Source organism: Vibrio splendidus, from assembly GCF_024347615.1.
Taxonomy (GTDB): Bacteria; Pseudomonadota; Gammaproteobacteria; order Enterobacterales; family Vibrionaceae; genus Vibrio; species Vibrio splendidus.
In genome coordinates this window covers 1058904-1075785 of the sequence record NZ_AP025508.1, presented here as the reverse complement: position 1 = coordinate 1075785, position 16882 = coordinate 1058904, and the positions used below count along the sequence as shown (strand labels likewise).

Here is a 16882-nt window from a genome sequence, read left to right as displayed (position 1 = left end):
GCCCAATACAATCGTAGACTCTATTCAAACTATGTAGACCTACAGAACTTGATGTATTCAATACTTCTTAGATTCCATAATCAAATAATCACATCCCTTATTAATCTATTGAGATATATCAATATTTTATAAAACAATAAGCATAAGGTTTTCCTGCAAATACTCATTAAAACGCACAATGTCGTTTAGGCTAAGTAAGGGAAATAAATCATGAATAACAACTATTGGATGATGAATCTGTGTCTTATTGGATTAACAGCGTGTGGCGGCGGAGGGTCCAGTTCTCCTTCGGCTCCCGCATCATCATATATTTCTACCAATCAATATATGCCAGCGCAGCATAACGCTGTTTGGCAATATAGTGATGACAATACAGGGCAAAGCTATCAAGTCACCAGTTCTCCAGTAACCATTGATGCTAATGGTATTGAGACATTTTCACTGAATTGGGTCCACAGTGGATTTACCCAATCTTTCGAATACAAAGATGATCAGCTGAATCTAAAAGGTCTCACCTTCAATCAAGTTTGGGTTAATGGTGTTCACTACAAAGCGCACTTTGATATTTCAAACACTCCATTTACCCTTCTACCGGCTTACGCTGAATTAGGAGGACGCTTGGACACAAGCTATACCTCTGCCGTAACCACCATTACACCAGATATAGGCCCCGCATATACAAATGTCCTACCGATATGGAAAAATCATGGTATTGAAACCATAGTAACTCAACACGGTTACTATGAGGCCGTGCACATCGAGTTCACCCTAGCGTTTGATGTGACGGTCGATACGCCTGCCTATGGGACGATCAACCTAGATCAAGTATCACTAATGCAAGAACTTTGGTTTTCACCGGGGATTGGTATTGTCAAAATCAAAGACACTAGCTCTTCAATTACCTACCCAGCTGAACTCTCACTCGACAGCTTCAATCGCTATCGAGACCAAGATGATGAAATCGCATCACTGCCAGTTGCCATTGAAATTGATGAAAAGAGCCCTTGGAAAAATCTACATAAAGCCTTTGGTATTGAGGCATTTTATGGAACTTGGACAGAAACCACCAACCAATGCTCACCCGTACCATCAGATAATGCACGATACCAACTCGCGCTATCGCAAGACAGTTACACACTAACAAAGGTGACTTATCAAGATGGGGACTGCAGTATTAACGGAACGAACGTATTCAAAACTGAATCCGTAAAATCAGGTGACTATACGTTTATCAATAACGGTCAACCTTCAAACACCCTTTCGCTCAAACTTAGCGTTCAGTCTGAAAGTTTACGTGAACAGCGCCCTGATAGTCCTTGGAGTAATTACTATGATGGAACAAGCGGTGTCGAAGAGAGCATCAGCCTCAAAAAGACTGGCGATAACCAGCTAAAGTTTGAGATCTATGATTGGGGAAGCATGCACACTCATACACTGAACTACGCGCCATAGCTCACTCTCAGTACTAATTGCTTTCTGAATATAAAAAAGAGCCCTCACCTATTTGGCGAGGGCTCTTCGTTTAATCACGAAACTGGACTAATTAGCCTTGAATACCAACAATTAACCAAGGTGCATTGTCAGTTGTTAGGTCACGCTCTAGGTGCCAGATATCTGTGATATCTTCTTCAACGCCATCCGCAGTGTCACGGTAACGACCGCTGAACTGAAGGCTTAGCTGTGCTTTGCTACCATCGTGGTCTGCACGAACGATTTCAGCATCAACGTACATTACGTCTGTGTGCTGATCACCGTCTAGCTTATTACGCTCAGCTTTTAGGTCTTCAAATAGGCTTGGAGATACATATTCTTCAATCGTGTTTAGCTCGTTGTGATTCCATGCACCTTGCAGTGTACGGTAGTGCTCACGAGAACCGTTGATGAATGCCGCTTGATCAAATCCCGGTGGGTAGTTATGTGGAACATCGCTTTGTGCACCAAAACCGAAACCACCAGCAGCGCCTTGTGATTGAGGTTGTGCTTGCTCGAAGTTATGAACATTTGGCTGTTGCTTAGGTTGTTCAAACTTGTTCTGACCCATGCCGCCGAATGCTGGCTGTTGACCACGTGCATTCTGCTGATTCATTGAGCCCTGCTTCGCACCCAACATTCCGCGTAGAAATTTAAACGCTAGGAAAGCAATCAGACCCATAATCAGAATATCCATGAACTGGATACCTTCAAATGCGCCACCAAAGAATGCAGCTAAAAGACCACCAGCAAGTAAACCACCTAGCAGACCGCCCATAAGGCCTTTCTTACTAGAGTTAGCTGCTGTGTTCTTACCCGTTTGATCTTGACGGATCGAATTCGTGTTTTGTTGTTTTGGTGCTGGAGCCGTTTTAAAGCTTTTGCCAAATGACTTACCACCACCAAACTTTTTCGCTTCCGCGATTGGCGTCACCGCGACTGTTACCAACAGGATCGCGACTAGTGAGAAAAATCGTTTCATTATTATCCTTTATAGGTTTTTTATCTTTCGACACCTTAATCATACTCGTTAACAAAGAACAATGAAATATTCACGGCGTTTACACATGTATCATAATATTGCGGCTATTAATTGATTACTAAACTAGCGAAGGGATTGACGGCACTCTGGGGCAGCATTAAAATATTGAACGATGTTCATTTAATAGAAAGTACCCATGGCAAGACGAAACGATCATACTCGCGAACAATTAGTGCAATTAACCTTAAAAACGGTGACCGACTTCTTAGAAGAGCACTCTTATCACGAGCTAAGTCTGCGTAAAATCGCCAATATGATTGGTTATGTTCCAAGTACCTTGGTGAATGTATTCGGCAACTACAACCTATTGCTACTGCATGTTGTTGCTCAAACATTAGATGAACTGGCGTCAGAATCTGCTGTAGCAGTTGAACAATCGAGCAATCCTCAGCAAGCTCTATTCAACCTTGCCTACTGCTACCACGATTTTGCACAAAAACACCCTCACCGTTGGCAGCTTATCTTTGAGCACAACATGAACGGTGAAAACCTTCCTGAATGGCAATCGAACCGTATCGATAGAATGACAGGTATGCTAGAGCAACTATTAATCGCGATTGCTCCTGAACATACTGAAAGCGAAGTCGTTAAAGCCAGCCGTGTATTATGGTCTGGAGTACATGGAATTACTCTACTTAGCGTTGATGATAAATTTTTCGCCTCTGAGCCTATCGATGGTAAAGAGTTGATCAATAACCTAGTCTCAAACTACTTAACCAACTGGTAATCATCCAAGGAAAGACAATGAACAACAGCAGCCAATCTTCGCTGTTAACGCAAAAAAGGTTCCTACCCTACTTTATTACCCAATTTCTGGGAGCCTTTAATGACAACATATTCAAAAATGTTCTGTTACTGTTTGTTGCTTTCGCAAGCGTAGACACGCTACCTATTTCCAGCAATTTATTTATTAATTTGGCCGCTGGCCTTTTTATTCTGCCCTTCTTCCTATTTTCTGCTTTGGCTGGTGTGCTGGCTGACAAATATGAAAAATCGTGGTTTATCCGTAAAGTTAAGCTTCTTGAAGTGGTGATAATGTCACTGGGTGCGGTCGGATTTATCTACGAAAGCTACGAAATATTACTACTGCTTTTGTTTTTGATGGGGACACAAAGTGCCTTCTTTGGCCCCGTTAAGTACGCCCTACTTCCGCAACAGTTAGAAACCAAAGAGCTTGTGTCCGGAAATGCTTTGGTTGAAACAGGCACATTCTTAGCCATACTAATCGGTACTCTAGGTGCTGGTATTATTGCATCTGAAGAAAGCGCGAAGCTCATTGCTGCGATATGTATTGTTTCGTTCGCCGTGCTTGGCTATGTATCAAGTTGCTTTATCCCAGAAGCGCCAAGTAACGCACCAGATCTGAAAGTAAAGTGGCAGCCAGTAAAGCTAACCCGCGCAACACTCGCTATTGCCAAAAAAGACCGCCCAACCTTTCAAGCACTGATGTCGATCAGCTGGTTCTGGTTCCTCGGTGCAGCTTACCTCACTCAGTTTCCCAACTTCACCAAGGTTTACCTAAACGGTACTGAAAGCGCTGTCGCGTTTTTGTTGGCACTGTTCTCGGTCGGCATTGCGATTGGCTCGTTGGCTTGTGATAAGTTATCTAATCACCGCATTGAAATCGGCATCGTGCCAATGGGCAGCCTGGGTATTTCGATCTTCGGCCTGTTGATGGCGATATCCATCCCAGAGTCTTTGCCTGACTTTAACTCTTTCCATCAGTTTGTGACGTATTCAGAACTATGGCCGCTGTTTGCTTATCTTCTACTACTGGGGATCTCTGGTGGTATTTTTATTGTTCCGCTTTACTCTCTAATGCAGCTACGGGCAAAGCCAAATGAGCGAGCTCAAGTAATCGCCGGGCTCAATATCTACAACTCGCTATTCATGGTCGGGAGCGCTGTTTTAGGTATTGTTTGCCTTAGTATTCTGGAGCTTTCAATTCCACAGCTATTTGTACTGCTCGCGATAGGAAACACTTTGGTTATGCTGTATCTGTTTTATCAGGTGCCTATTTACGCTTTCCGTTTCTTTACGTGGGTGGTCACTCACACCATGTACCGAGTTAAACATAAAAATTTACATCACCTGCCAGAAAAAGGCGGCGCATTGATTATCTGCAACCATGTGAGTTATATGGATGCATTATTGCTGAGCGCCGTTTGCCCTCGCCTGATCCGCTTTGTGATGGAAGAAGATTACACCAAGTTGCCGCCTATTCGACGTTTCTTGAAAAGAGCTGGGGTTATTCCAATCTCCGCAACCAACCGTAGCTCTATTCGAAATGCTTTTAAAGAAGTAGAACGCGCTCTGCATGAAGGCCACATCGTGTGTATTTTTCCAGAAGGAAAGCTAACCTCTGATGGTGAAGTCGCAGAGTTCATGCGTGGTATGGAGCTGATTATCAAACGATCTCCTGTGTCAGTCATTCCAATGGCTCTCAAAGGGCTATGGGGCAGCTACTTCAGTCGTTACAAAGGCAGTGCCTGCAAAGGGTTACCAACCCGCTTCTGGACCAAGTTAGAAATAGAAGCTGGCAAGCCAATTCTCGCTAAAGATGCCTCGTGCAAAACTCTTCGGCAGTCAGTCTCAGACCTTCGTGGAACACTACGCTAGCTAACCAGCCCTTTATTCATATCAGCTGAACAAGCGTTAAGTTTTCCTTAACGTTTGTTCAATTCATTTAGACTTACTTATCATTTTATTGAACGTATAGTGGTCTCATTACAATAACGCGACAATACAACAAGACTCTAAATACAATGAATCTAAAAAAGTCTGCTCCATTTTATCTTGCTGCACTGTTTTGCTTAACACCTTGGGTAAGCTCTCCGACGGCCCTCGTTATTGGCTTCCTGCTTGCTAGTTTAGGTTTAGTCCCTGAGCATCTAGAAGTAGGCAAACTCACAAAGAAGTTACTGGCCTACTCGATTGTCGGCTTAGGCTTTGGCATTCAGTTTGAAAAAGCATTGGCGGTAACAGGCGACGGTATTGGTCTAATTGTCACGACCATCATTGGTACGTTAGTCATTGGTTGGTTCTTAGCCAAACGAATGGGATTGGATCGCACCACGGGTTACCTAATCTCTTCAGGTACCGCTATTTGTGGTGGTAGCGCGATAGCAGCTGTGGCACCTGCGATTAAAGCGGACGATGAACAGATTGGCTTGGCGTTAGCTACGGTATTTGTGTTGAACTCAGTAGCTCTATTCTTATTCCCGATGATTGGCCACGCGCTTGAGTTAAGCCAACAAACATTTGGTACTTGGGCCGCTATTGCAATTCACGATACATCTTCTGTGGTAGGTGCAGCTTCGGCTTATGGTGAAGAAGCACTGACGACAGCGACAACATTGAAGCTCGCTCGTGCACTTTGGATCATCCCAATCGCTTTAGTCAGCGCGATGATCTTCAAGAACGATCAAAAGAAAATTACGATTCCTTACTTCATTTTCTTCTACTGCGCCGCCATTGCTATCAGTGACTTGCTGCCACAATTTGAGATGGTCTACCAAGGGATCTTTGATGTGTCCAAACGCGCGTTAGTTGTGTGTCTGTTCTTAATTGGCTGTGGTATTTCTGTAGAGAAGTTAAAAGCAGCAGGGCCGAAGCCATTGATGTTTGGTATTACGATGTGGACGATGATTTCGACGGGTTCTTTGGCGTGGTTAACTCTTGCTTAGTTCGCAAAGAAACGCTTTAACTGGTTGTTCGGTTACCTAGACACTCAGATTAGCGAGCAACAAAACAAAAAGGCAAAGCTCCAATGGGCTTTGCCTTTATCGTTTGTGGTAACGATATTCTTTGTTGCAACAATCACAAATTAAACAGGGGCTTATCACTCTTCTTGCTCTCTCTTTTCATTAAAACAAGTACCACAACCAACACAAATGCGGTGAGTTCGGCCAACGATCGAGTCAACCCTGACGAAGTGACCGCTTGGCCTATCTGCAGTAAAACCGCAATGATGAGGGCAATTTTCATAATAAGACCTTATTCTATAATCCGTTATTTATAGGGCTTATTATGATGGATGGTTATAAAGATAATAAATTCTGTTTTGAACTATCTAATTGCTAAATTAACTAACCTAGCATAATTGGCCCTCTAACCACTTAATAAAGGTTCTAACCTTAGGCCGCTTTTCCGTGCCCAACGGACAGATCAAATCATACCCTTTGTCTGTATCCATGCTCGGATAAGGCGTTATGAGCTCACCAGTCTCAATGTACTGCTTAACAAAATGATAGCGCCCCATCGCGACACCGAGATTGCTCAGGGCACTTTTTACGCCCATATCCCGATGGCTCACGCAATAAAACTGCTCAAACAAGTTCACATCCAAGCCGTTATGCTTAATCCAACGCTGCCACACGTCTGACCCTAATGCATGAATGAAATTAATCCGATGTAACGACTCTACACCATCATCAAAGATGTTGTGTTCAGCCGCATAACTCGGCGTACATACCGGAATATACTTTTCACCAAACAAGCGCTGTCGATGCATATCTTTGAGATCTTCAGCACCATAGTAAATAGCGACATCGAGATGATTTTGATGAAAATCCTGCTCTTCTTGCGAGAAAATGTTGAGGTTAAACTTAGGGTATCGCTGTTTAAAATCAGCCAATCTTGGTAGTAGCCAACTATTGGCAAAGGCAGGACTGGTTCCGATATTGATCTGTCCATACAGATCTGTGTTGGTAATATCTTCGATCTCACCAAAAATAGAGCTTAATGACTTAGATAACGTTCGTTGAAAGCGCTGACCTTCTTCAGTCAGTTCAAGTTTACGAGTCCCTCGCACAAACAAGTTAAATCCGAGTTCACCTTCTAACACTTTGATTCGATGGCTTACCGCCCCCTGAGTCAGATGCAACTTTTTCGCCGCTAGCGTAAAGCTCATTTTCTCTGCCGCAACATTAAAAGTATGAAGATTTCTAAGTAAAGATTGATGGTTAGCCATACGAACTCATGCATTAAAAATTTTAATCCATAGTACTACCCGTTTCGTTTGTTTGCATTAAGAAATAAGTTTCTAATGGCCGCAGTTACTTAAAGCACTGCTTCGATCAACATTTGACTCCATACGTTGACGAGCAGAAACATTAAAAAAATTAATTACAAACTTAGGGGCACGTATGAATATACTCGGGTATATGCAAAAAGTAGGTAAGGCATTGATGGTTCCCGTAGCCACACTGCCAGCTGCAGCAATCCTTATGGGGATCGGCTATTGGTTGGATCCTGTTGGTTGGGGTTCTGAAAGTATCTTAGCCGCATTCTTGATCAAATCTGGTGGGGCAATCATCGACAACATGGCGGTTCTGTTCGCGGTGGGTGTCGCATTTGGTTTGAGCCGTGATAAGAATGGTTCTGCGGCACTGTCTGGTTTTGTGATGTTCCTTGTCGTCACCACTCTACTTGCTCCGGGCTCTGTGGCTCAGTTAATGGATGTTGAACTCAGTGAAGTGCCAGCGGCATTTGGCAAAATCAGCAACCAATTCGTAGGTATCATTGTGGGTATCATCTCTGCTGAGATCTACAACCGCTACTCAACCGTTGAACTTCCACAAGCTTTAGCGTTCTTCAGCGGTAAGCGTTTGGTTCCTATCCTGACCTCAATCGCAGGTATGGCTCTCTCTTTTGCTCTACTTTACATCTGGCCAGCTGTTTACGACGCTCTGATCATTCTGGGTATTAAACTAGAAAGCATGGGCGCAGTGGGTGCCGGTCTGTTTGGTTTCTTCAACCGTTTGTTCCTATCAGTTGGTATGCACCACGCCCTTTATCCTGTGTTCTGGTTCGACGTTGTGGGTATTAACGACATTCCAAACTTCCTAGGCGGAGCACAATCTATCGCTAACGGTACGGGTATTCCGGGTAAAACAGGCATGTACCAAGCGGGCTTCTTCCCTATCATGATGTTTGGTCTTCCAGCAGCAGCATTGGCGATGTATCACTGCGCTGACGCGAAAAACAAGAACCAAGTATTCGCAATCATGCTTGCCGCAGCGATGGCTTCATTCTTCACCGGCATTACAGAACCGCTAGAATTCAGCTTCATGTTCCTAGCTCCTGTATTGTTCCTACTGCACGCCGTGTTAACAGGTTTATCGCTTTACATTGCAGCAAGCATGGAATGGATGGCAGGCTTCGGCTTCTCTGCAGGCTTTGTTGACTTAGTGCTATCAAGTCAAAACCCACTAGCAACTAACTGGTACATGTTATTAGTTCAAGGTGTGGTGTTCTTCGCGCTTTACTACGGTATTTTCCGCTTCGCTATCATCAAGTTCAACCTGCGCACTCCAGGTCGTGGTGAAGAGATGGAAGCAGAAGGCGAGACAGAATCTCCAGAAGCGTTAGTTAGCCTAACCAACAACTACATCGAAGCTATTGGTGGTGCAGACAACATTCTAGAAGTAGACAACTGTATTACTCGCCTACGCTTAACAGTAAAAGACTCGTCAGCAGCAGACAGTGGCAAACTGAAAAAACTAGGTGCTGCAGGCGTCGTTCCCATTGGGAAAGGTGGCCTACAAGTCATTATCGGTTTAGGTAAGGTAGATAAGGTTGCTGAACAAATGAAGAAGGCACTCGCTTAAGTTAAACAACCAACTGGAAAGATAAAACCCTTAATGACCAGATAAAATATTAAGAATTTGTGACGGCTTCACCACCGTCACAACCCCCTGAAGCGCAATTACGACTAGTCACCGTGTATTGCGCTTCATTTTATTGTTCTCAGTTCTATTTAGAACGTATCTGCTGTAGCCACTGCGCTAATCCAGCGCGTGAGACCTTAATACCCTGCTGTTCTTGCTCAGGCATTCGATAATACTCAACAGGAAATTTGAACCGTTCAAGACGGCCATTCAATTGCTCAGCAAACCACTCTTTGGTTGGCAAATCAGCACAATCCACAATAGCGACAGGTCGGAATCCGAACTCATCGTCTTCAATAGGAACAATAAACGCCTGATTAACCTCAGACAATTGGTTGAGTGCTCGCTCAATCTCTTCGCAATGAATGTTCTCACCACCAGAAATAAACTGATTGTCGGCGCGACCAATAATCGACACTTGTTCACCAACCCACTCACCAAGATCTTTGCTATCGAACCAGCCGTTCTTATCAACTAATGGCGTTAATTTACCTTGGTGGTAATAACCGGAAGCGAGCGTCTCACCGCCAATAAAGATACGTTGTTCTTCAATTTTTAGTTGGCGATGGTTAAGGACAAAACCGGCCGTGCTACTGGCATCAACAGGCTTCGCGGTCACTGTTGAAGCCGCTTCTGTCATACCGTATCCAAGCCAAGTTTCAATGCCCATTTGTTGAGCTTCAAGCCCAAGAGCTTCTGGAATATGGCTACCACCCAAAAGTACATGAGTTAAAGTAAGTGCTTGCTTACTCTTTAGTAATCGATGTAGCTGCGTAGCCACTAATGAAGCGTGACTGCAACCTTCGATGTCGGTTTCAAGCTGACCTGTGCCTATCTTGATGCAGCCACCAGCCGCTAACCAACGATGAACTATCGCCAGCCCCGACACATGGTACATAGGTAAACTCAGTAACCAAGTGTCACCTTGTTGATAACGAAACACCTCAAGCAACCCGACCGCCGAGCATAAATGCTGCTCAAGCGTGTGAGCCACTGCTTTGGGATTTCCGGTAGAGCCAGAAGTGAATACGATGCTTGCAAGGTTTTGAGGATTGAAGCTGGACTCTTCCAGTATTGCTAAAGGTAGGCCATCACCATCGACCTTCACTTCATTTAAGCAAGACAAGGTCACCAACTTAGTGTTCAAATCAGCAGCATCAGAACGCTCTAACCCACTACTGTCCAATAGCCAAAGGTAGCTTTGTTGACCTGCTTGATATAAGGAATCGAGCTTTTGCTTCAGGCGTAAGCGAGGTTGAGGCATGGTAAAAGCGCAAATAACACCCAAATTGAGTGCGGCAAAATAAGCAGGAATCACTTCAGCTTGATTCTTACCAACAATCGTCAGTACATCACCTTCAGATAAGCCTTGATGAGATAGTTGTTGTTGGTACTCACTCACTAGCACAGACACTTGCTGCCAAGTATAAGTGTGGTGAGTAGTCACTAACGCTGTTTGATGTGGGTTTTGCTGCGCCCACTGTACCCAAAGCGGGTGATGATTAGATTGTGGGCGCATCATAAGATAACCAAGTTATAGATTGAAAACGGTCTAAGCCAATCGAACGATCAGCTTAAGAAGACCAAATCAATTGTTGCTGTTCAAGAGTAGAAACCGGAAGCTGACAACCCGGCCAAGAAACCTCTAGCTGTTGCTGATACAAGCCAATTGTATCAAGTCCTGGAACTTCATTAGGCAAGTATTGTTGTGCTAATCGAGCAATCTGAGTTAAGCCAAGGCTAGACTCTATGCTTGAGCTTAGTACTGGTTTGATACCGAGTTGCTGTGCACGCTCAATGATTGCCACACAACGCTCGACAGAACCAATAAGAGTTGGCTTGATCACGACAGCTTTAACACCAGTAAGGTCGCTAAGATCAAACTCTGGGCTTCGCACCGCTTCTTGCAATGTTTCGTCCCAAGCAATCGCTACGCCATGGTCAATGGCAAATGCCAAGCTGTCTTCTGGTTTTTGGCAAGGCTCTTCAATAAAGCTAATACGCTGACGCAGTGAAGGCGCAATGTACTTGATAAACTGCTTAGCCTTTTCCGGCTTCCATGCACGGTTAGCATCAAGTCTTAGGGTCAAATCAGGGATCGACTCAAGAAATAAGCTGACCAACATGCCATCACGAATCGCTTCGTAGAGACCTACTTTCACTTTCGCGACCTTCTCGCCTTTCATCTCATTCAGCACAGGGATCAGTTCATCTGGGTCTCCTGTACACAACGGCGCGGCTTGGTAGTTACCTTCAGCGTTGAGTTCGCCTCGTAATTCCAACATCGCCATCGAAAAGCCAAACGCAACAGAAGGATATAGCTCATCAAAAGGCGTTTGAGGGTTATTGTGGCTCCAAAGCTCTAATTCGTGTTGAAGCTGAATGCCAGCTTGTTCGGCATCTTCTTGGCTAAAACCTGGCAAAGGCGCAACTTCGCCAAAGCCAGTTTTACCATCACACTCTAGTTGGATGATATAGCCAACGCGTTCGTTCAACTTATTGTCACGAAGAATCACGCCACTATCCATAGGCAATTGATAACGGTAGAGTTTAGCGTGACGCTGAGAATTCACTGAGTTCATAAAGTTTCCTAAAAAACGGGGAACATCAAAACAAAACGAGCCGCTATTAGCGACTCATTTTGAAGAGGAAAAAGACTATGGGTTACGCGGGAACTTGTCGAAGTCCGGTCGACGCTTCTCGTTGAATGCGTTTCGGCCTTCTTGGCCTTCTTCTGTCATGTAGAACATCATGGTTGCGTTACCCGCCAACTCTTGTAGGCCGGCTTGGCCATCACAGTCTGCGTTTAGTGCAGCTTTCAAGCAACGCAGCGCCATTGGGCTATGTTGAAGCACTTCACGACACCAACGAACGGTTTCTTTTTCTAGGTCGGCAACAGGCACTACGGTGTTTACCAGGCCCATGTCCAATGCTTCTTGAGCATCGTAGAAACGACACAAGAACCAAATTTCACGTGCTTTCTTCTGACCAACGATACGAGCCATGTAAGAAGCACCCCAACCGCCATCGAATGAACCGACTTTAGGACCCGTCTGACCGAACTGCGCGTTTTCAGCTGCAATAGTAAGGTCTGCCATCATGTGAAGTACATGGCCGCCGCCTACTGCCCAACCCGATACCGCTGCGATAACTGGTTTTGGACAAGTACGAATTTGACGTTGGAAATCAAGTACGTTCAGGTGGTGTGTACCTGAATCATCTTGATAACCGCCGTAGTCACCGCGAATACTTTGGTCACCACCAGAACAGAACGCCTTCTCACCAAGACCCGTCAAAATGATTACGCCAACCTTCTCGTCATAACGAGCATCAGCCAGTGCATTAATCATCTCTTTTACGGTTTGTGGACGGAACGCATTGTGGACTTGAGGACGCGCAATCGTGATTTTCGCAATACCGTCGTCAGACTTGTGGTACTGAATATCTTCAAATTGACTGCTTTCATCGCTCCAGTTAACTGCCGCGTAAAGTTCTTCTTCTGTGATGCCTACTGTTTTAGCCATGGTGATTCCCATTGTTCTATTAGAGACCACGACTAACAAGTAGTCGTGACGGTGTTGCTCTGCTTTTGATAGTGCTTGAGACTAGAGATCCGCTCAGTCAGATTAGCGACGACTGGCGATACATTGGATTATCAAGTTTGAAAACAACTCTGGTTGCTCAAAATGAACATTATGACCAGCGTAGTCGACCTGACTATATTCAAAGCCACTATTCTCAGCTAGCTCCATGAATTTACGATCTTTTTCTCCACACACATAATGCAATAAATGCTCATGAGATTTCAATGTGGCACGTAAATCCGGTTGCTTAGCTAACGAAGTAGATAACAACATATTTGCTACGGATACTCCAAGGTTACCACTACGCTTTATGACCAAAGTTTGTCTTTGCTCATGATTTAGTGAAGAAAAGACGCTTTGTTGATACCAATCGTCTAAAACATCTTCAATCGACTGCTGCGCAAAGCGAACAGCCCACTGCGTATCATGTACTAACCTCTGTGCTCTTTCTTCATCACATTCCAAGCCAAAGTTGCCACCTTCAATGATGACTTTCTCTAGGTTGAGCGTCTCAAAGCAAGGGCTTGTCACTCCATACATGGCGAGCCTTCCCCCCATAGAGTAGCCAATCACCACGATAGGATAATCAGCAGGAAGATCGTTTAGCGCCAATTGAGCTGAGATGCACTGGACAATTTTCTTGCAGCAATGATCAAACCCTACCGGATCGATAAAGCGACTTTGTCCGTGTCCGGGTAAATCGATGCAAAGGAGAGGAAAATTCTCGAGAAATGGATGACATGCACTCCAATCATCCCCGCTTCCGAGTAAACCATGTAAAAAAACAAGCAAAGGTTTGTCGGAAGGTTCTTGTACAGCTGGGTAATAATTGGAGTAAAGCATGTAAAGTCCTTAGGCTAATGCCTCGGTGAGCATTGAACTGAATTGTTTCAGTAAAGTAGACGCTTGTTCGGGAGGCGTCTTAACTTCAACGAGCAAGGTACCCTGACCCTGTTCGAAATGTTGTTCGATAATGTTTTGATAGCAATTCAAAGTTTCTGGCGCCGCATAACCAAGTTGGAACTGCGCAGCAGCGTGTTCAAAACTGAAACCATGAGGCATTTGATAAAGTGACTGTTTTTGCTGCTCTGGTACCGGCAACAAGTCAAAGATCGCACCACCGTCATTGTTGGTCACAACAATAACCACCGGCGTTAAATTATGAGCCAGCAGAGCCAGTGAATTGAGGTCGTACAACAAAGAGGTATCACCAATCAACATCAACAAAGGATTCTGGTTGGCTTTCACCACGCCCGCAGCCGTTGCCACCAAGCCATCAATGCCCGATGCACCCCGGTTACTGTAAACTTGATTCGCAGATATTGATGACAGCATATCCACCAGCCTTACCATCAAGCTATTTCCCACAAATAGCTCTCTGCCTTTAAGTCTAGACGACAAGTCAACGGCAACACTGAGTTCCGTCAATTGGTCATTATTGGATATTTGCGCGAGGGCGAGTTGCTGAACAGTATTTGCGACCTCGATTAAAGGAGCCGCCCAACCTGCATGCTGGCCTAATAAGGTGGGTAAATGCTGCTCTGACACCCATGAATCGATAGCAGCAACGATATGGGTTTGAGGCAGATGATCTTGGTTGATTCGGTGCGTATCTGGTGACACAACAATATATTGTGATGAGCAGAATGATGATGCTTGCGACTTTATCCAATGATTAAGTCGCTTAGAAACAATGCGCTCACCGAACTGAAGGATGAAATCACATTGGTTAAGTTGTTCTTTCGCTACATCACTCTGCATCCACAGATCATAATGTTTCCAATCACTTGTGACACCTGATTGAGGGTCACAAAAAACTGGCCAACCTAATGTAGTGGCAAACTGCTGAGCTTTTGTCGCTTGTTCAATATCGAGCGAACCGAGAATAACCACACCCTTACGCCCAAGATACTCACCTGGAGCAATAGGTTGTGTGTTCACTTGATTAGGTAAAAACGTTTGGCTGTAACAACCTGTTCCCGATTTCCACCCAGCGACACTGGATGTGTATTCCGCATACATTTCCGCGCTATTCGCAGAATATAGAGGTTCTGGGAACGGACAGTTGATATGAATCGCACCACCAACATTGCGTTGTTTCACTAGGGCGTGATCAACCGATGTCAGTAACCAATTCAGAGAAACTTGTGTACTAGGGCTTGGTAAGTTTAAAGCACTTTCAACGTGGGAAGAAAAGATACCCTGTTGCTGAATCGCTTGATTGGCACCACAGTCGACCAAGTCGATGGGTCTATCAGAGGTCAGCAAGATCAGCTTCTCGCGTGTCAGCCCAGATTCAGCCGTCGCAGGAAGAAGGTTAGCGACAGCAGTACCAGAGGTAACAATCACGGCAACTGGCTTATCACTGGCTTTAGCTAAACCTAAAGCTAAGAATCCAAGACCACGCTCATCAAAGTGCGTGTGTAAGGTTAACTTGGGATTAGCTTCAGCTTCGAGAGTTAACGGCGTTGAGCGAGAGCCGGGTGCAACACAAACATGTTCAACACCGTTGCGTGCTAGCTCTTCAAGTAATGTGTGACTCCAAACTCTATTTAATACGGCTTGGTCATGATTCATGACGCCACACCCAACGGCGGGTGATCCGAAATCAAGCTGAGTAAGGTCGACATCTTCTTGTTCAATTCTTGCCATTCATGTTCAGCAACCGATCCCGGCACGATCCCTGCTCCAGCAAACAGCTGTACTTGATCGTTTACAACTAACGCACTTCGAATCGCGACACAAAACTCCGCTCTCTGATGACTGATATAGCCAACAGAACCTGCATACCAGCCTCGCGCAAACGGTTCGTGTTCAAGAATGAAATCCATCGCCTCTTTACGCGGTAAACCCGCCACCGCAGCAGTCGGCTGTAATGCAGCAAGCAACTGCACACCGTTAACGCCATTATTAAGCTGAGCGTGGATATTACGCTTAAGATGCTGCACCTTACGCAAGCGCACAAGACGCGTATCCTTTTCAACATGGACCGTTTGAGAATGAGGAGTGAGGCGCTCAATGATGTCATCGACCACATACTGGTTCTCATTGAGGTTTTTACTGTCTTGAGAAAGCCAGTTCGCTAACTCCATATCTTCTGTCGCGTTTTCTCCGCGACCAATGGTTCCCGCTAGAGCTTCAGTATCAAGCTCTGTCCCATATCGGCTATACAAACGCTCTGGCGTTGAGCCAATAAAGCTGTGTTTAGAATCCAATACCAACATAAAGTGAAAGCTGTGATGGTTTTGTAGGTAACTGGCCTTGAGTAATTGAGCTGCGCAGATTGGCGCATCGAGCTGCAGCGTGGTTTTACGCGCTAAAACAACTTTCTTGTACTCTTCGTCGCTAATGCCCTGAAGCACTTTATCGACAAGGTTACCCCACTGTTCTCGTTCTGGAACGTGGTTAATCTGTTCAATGTGAGCCGACAAAGGTGCCAATATCGCCGCTTCTACAGAAAGCTTATTCAAAGCATTAATGGAGGCAACGCGATCAGGAGACAAGTTAACCGCTAGCGACCAAGTGTCGTCAAAGCGGATTAATTCAACCTGAGGAAGGAAGAAAAACGATTCCATGCAACGACGGTTCTTTGCGGTATGTCCATCAAATGAACGTCCACCCCAGATTCGTTGGTCTTCACCAAGAATTGCGTACGCGGGAGCAGGATCAGAAAAAGTGTGCAGTTGACCGAGCGCGACGACCTCTTCACGAGTGTCACGTGACTGCCAGTAGAACTTTGGAAAGAGCGGTTGAGCATGAAGCCATTCTATAAATGCAAACGATGGTTTTTGCGTTAGAACTTCAACACAACGAACTTCACTTGCTTGGGCATTTTGTACTCGCTCAATCAAAGCGGAGATAGTTTGCTGGAAATGTGACAAATCGACCTCGTTCACATCTAAATTATTATTATATTAGTTTGATACTTTATGGGCAGCACCCACTTAGATCAAGAATCTACTATATCTTTTGAACATTCCTGTGATTTTAAGCGATCCAGCCTCTTTATTCATCTTAGACAACAACAAAGAAAGCGATTAATTAAAATTTAGAAAAGAGTGACAACAAAAAGACCAAACGTGACACTGAAATGCGACATTCATCAGATTTTTATT

The 16882-nt window shown here is 44.8% G+C and carries 14 protein-coding genes; 5 read left to right on the top strand and 9 right to left on the bottom strand.

All coding sequences use genetic code 11. From position 1 onward, the window contains the following. The first annotated feature begins 210 nt into the window (after positions 1 to 210). Positions 211 to 1452, top strand: coding sequence for a hypothetical protein (locus OCU90_RS04770; protein ID WP_017095604.1), 1242 nt, complete (start codon positions 211 to 213; stop codon positions 1450 to 1452). A gap of 91 nt (positions 1453 to 1543) precedes the next feature. Here OCU90_RS04770 and OCU90_RS04765 read toward each other — a convergent pair whose 3' ends face one another. Beyond that, positions 1544 to 2452 (bottom strand): Tim44 domain-containing protein, encoded by a 909-nt coding sequence (locus tag OCU90_RS04765; protein WP_017076759.1) that lies wholly within the window; start codon positions 2450 to 2452, stop codon positions 1544 to 1546. A 196-nt stretch (positions 2453 to 2648) separates the two neighbouring features. Here OCU90_RS04765 and OCU90_RS04760 point away from each other — a divergent pair, with 196 nt between their 5' ends. From OCU90_RS04760 to OCU90_RS04750, 3 genes are all read left to right on the top strand, one after another. Then, entirely contained in the window at positions 2649 to 3239 is a 591-nt protein-coding gene (locus tag OCU90_RS04760) for a TetR/AcrR family transcriptional regulator (protein WP_004736110.1), read from the top strand. Positions 3240 to 3256: 17 nt separating this feature from the next. After that, positions 3257 to 5131, top strand: a complete 1875-nt coding sequence (locus OCU90_RS04755) for an MFS transporter (protein WP_017084561.1) — start codon at positions 3257 to 3259, stop codon at positions 5129 to 5131. Between the two features lie 146 nt (positions 5132 to 5277). Next, a complete protein-coding gene (locus OCU90_RS04750; RefSeq protein WP_004736106.1) occupies positions 5278 to 6198 on the top strand; it encodes a YeiH family protein in 921 nt (306 codons plus the stop codon). Between the two features lie 133 nt (positions 6199 to 6331). On the opposite strand, the gene OCU90_RS04745 is transcribed toward OCU90_RS04750, so the two are convergent. Further along, positions 6332 to 6499 carry a hypothetical protein gene (locus OCU90_RS04745; protein WP_169798677.1) on the bottom strand — a complete coding sequence of 56 codons (168 nt, stop codon included), beginning with the start codon at positions 6497 to 6499 and terminating at the stop codon, positions 6332 to 6334. 106 nt (positions 6500 to 6605) lie between these two features. Beyond that, positions 6606 to 7484, bottom strand: a complete 879-nt coding sequence (locus OCU90_RS04740) for a LysR substrate-binding domain-containing protein (protein ID WP_061025004.1) — start codon at positions 7482 to 7484, stop codon at positions 6606 to 6608. A 193-nt stretch (positions 7485 to 7677) separates the two neighbouring features. Between OCU90_RS04740 and nagE the strand changes: the two genes are divergently transcribed. After that, positions 7678 to 9123 (top strand): N-acetylglucosamine-specific PTS transporter subunit IIBC, encoded by a 1446-nt coding sequence (gene nagE / locus OCU90_RS04735; RefSeq protein ID WP_183091213.1) that lies wholly within the window; start codon positions 7678 to 7680, stop codon positions 9121 to 9123. Positions 9124 to 9268: 145 nt separating this feature from the next. Here nagE and menE read toward each other — a convergent pair whose 3' ends face one another. The 6 genes from menE to OCU90_RS04705 all read right to left on the bottom strand — a co-directional run bounded on the left by menE (position 9269) and on the right by OCU90_RS04705 (position 16648). Next, the gene (menE, locus tag OCU90_RS04730; RefSeq protein ID WP_061025001.1) at positions 9269 to 10705 is read right to left on the bottom strand and encodes an o-succinylbenzoate--CoA ligase; all 1437 of its coding nucleotides are present in this window, start codon (positions 10703 to 10705) and stop codon (positions 9269 to 9271) included. A gap of 52 nt (positions 10706 to 10757) precedes the next feature. Continuing rightward, positions 10758 to 11765: an o-succinylbenzoate synthase gene (gene menC / locus OCU90_RS04725; RefSeq protein ID WP_061024999.1), complete on the bottom strand. Its 1008-nt coding sequence runs from the start codon at positions 11763 to 11765 to the stop codon at positions 10758 to 10760. 75 nt (positions 11766 to 11840) lie between these two features. Beyond that, positions 11841 to 12707 (bottom strand): 1,4-dihydroxy-2-naphthoyl-CoA synthase, encoded by an 867-nt coding sequence (menB, locus tag OCU90_RS04720; protein ID WP_029222208.1) that lies wholly within the window; start codon positions 12705 to 12707, stop codon positions 11841 to 11843. A gap of 102 nt (positions 12708 to 12809) precedes the next feature. Next, on the bottom strand, positions 12810 to 13610 hold the full coding sequence (gene menH / locus OCU90_RS04715) for a 2-succinyl-6-hydroxy-2,4-cyclohexadiene-1-carboxylate synthase (RefSeq protein WP_017080363.1): 801 nt from the start codon (positions 13608 to 13610) through the stop codon (positions 12810 to 12812). A 9-nt stretch (positions 13611 to 13619) separates the two neighbouring features. Beyond that, complete coding sequence (gene menD, locus OCU90_RS04710; RefSeq protein ID WP_061024997.1) at positions 13620 to 15344, bottom strand: 2-succinyl-5-enolpyruvyl-6-hydroxy-3-cyclohexene-1-carboxylic-acid synthase; 1725 nt, start codon at positions 15342 to 15344, stop codon at positions 13620 to 13622. Further along, positions 15341 to 16648, bottom strand: a complete 1308-nt coding sequence (locus tag OCU90_RS04705; protein ID WP_004736095.1) for an isochorismate synthase — start codon at positions 16646 to 16648, stop codon at positions 15341 to 15343. Before OCU90_RS04705 ends, menD begins: the two co-directional genes overlap by 4 nt. Positions 16649 to 16882: the final 234 nt, after the last annotated feature.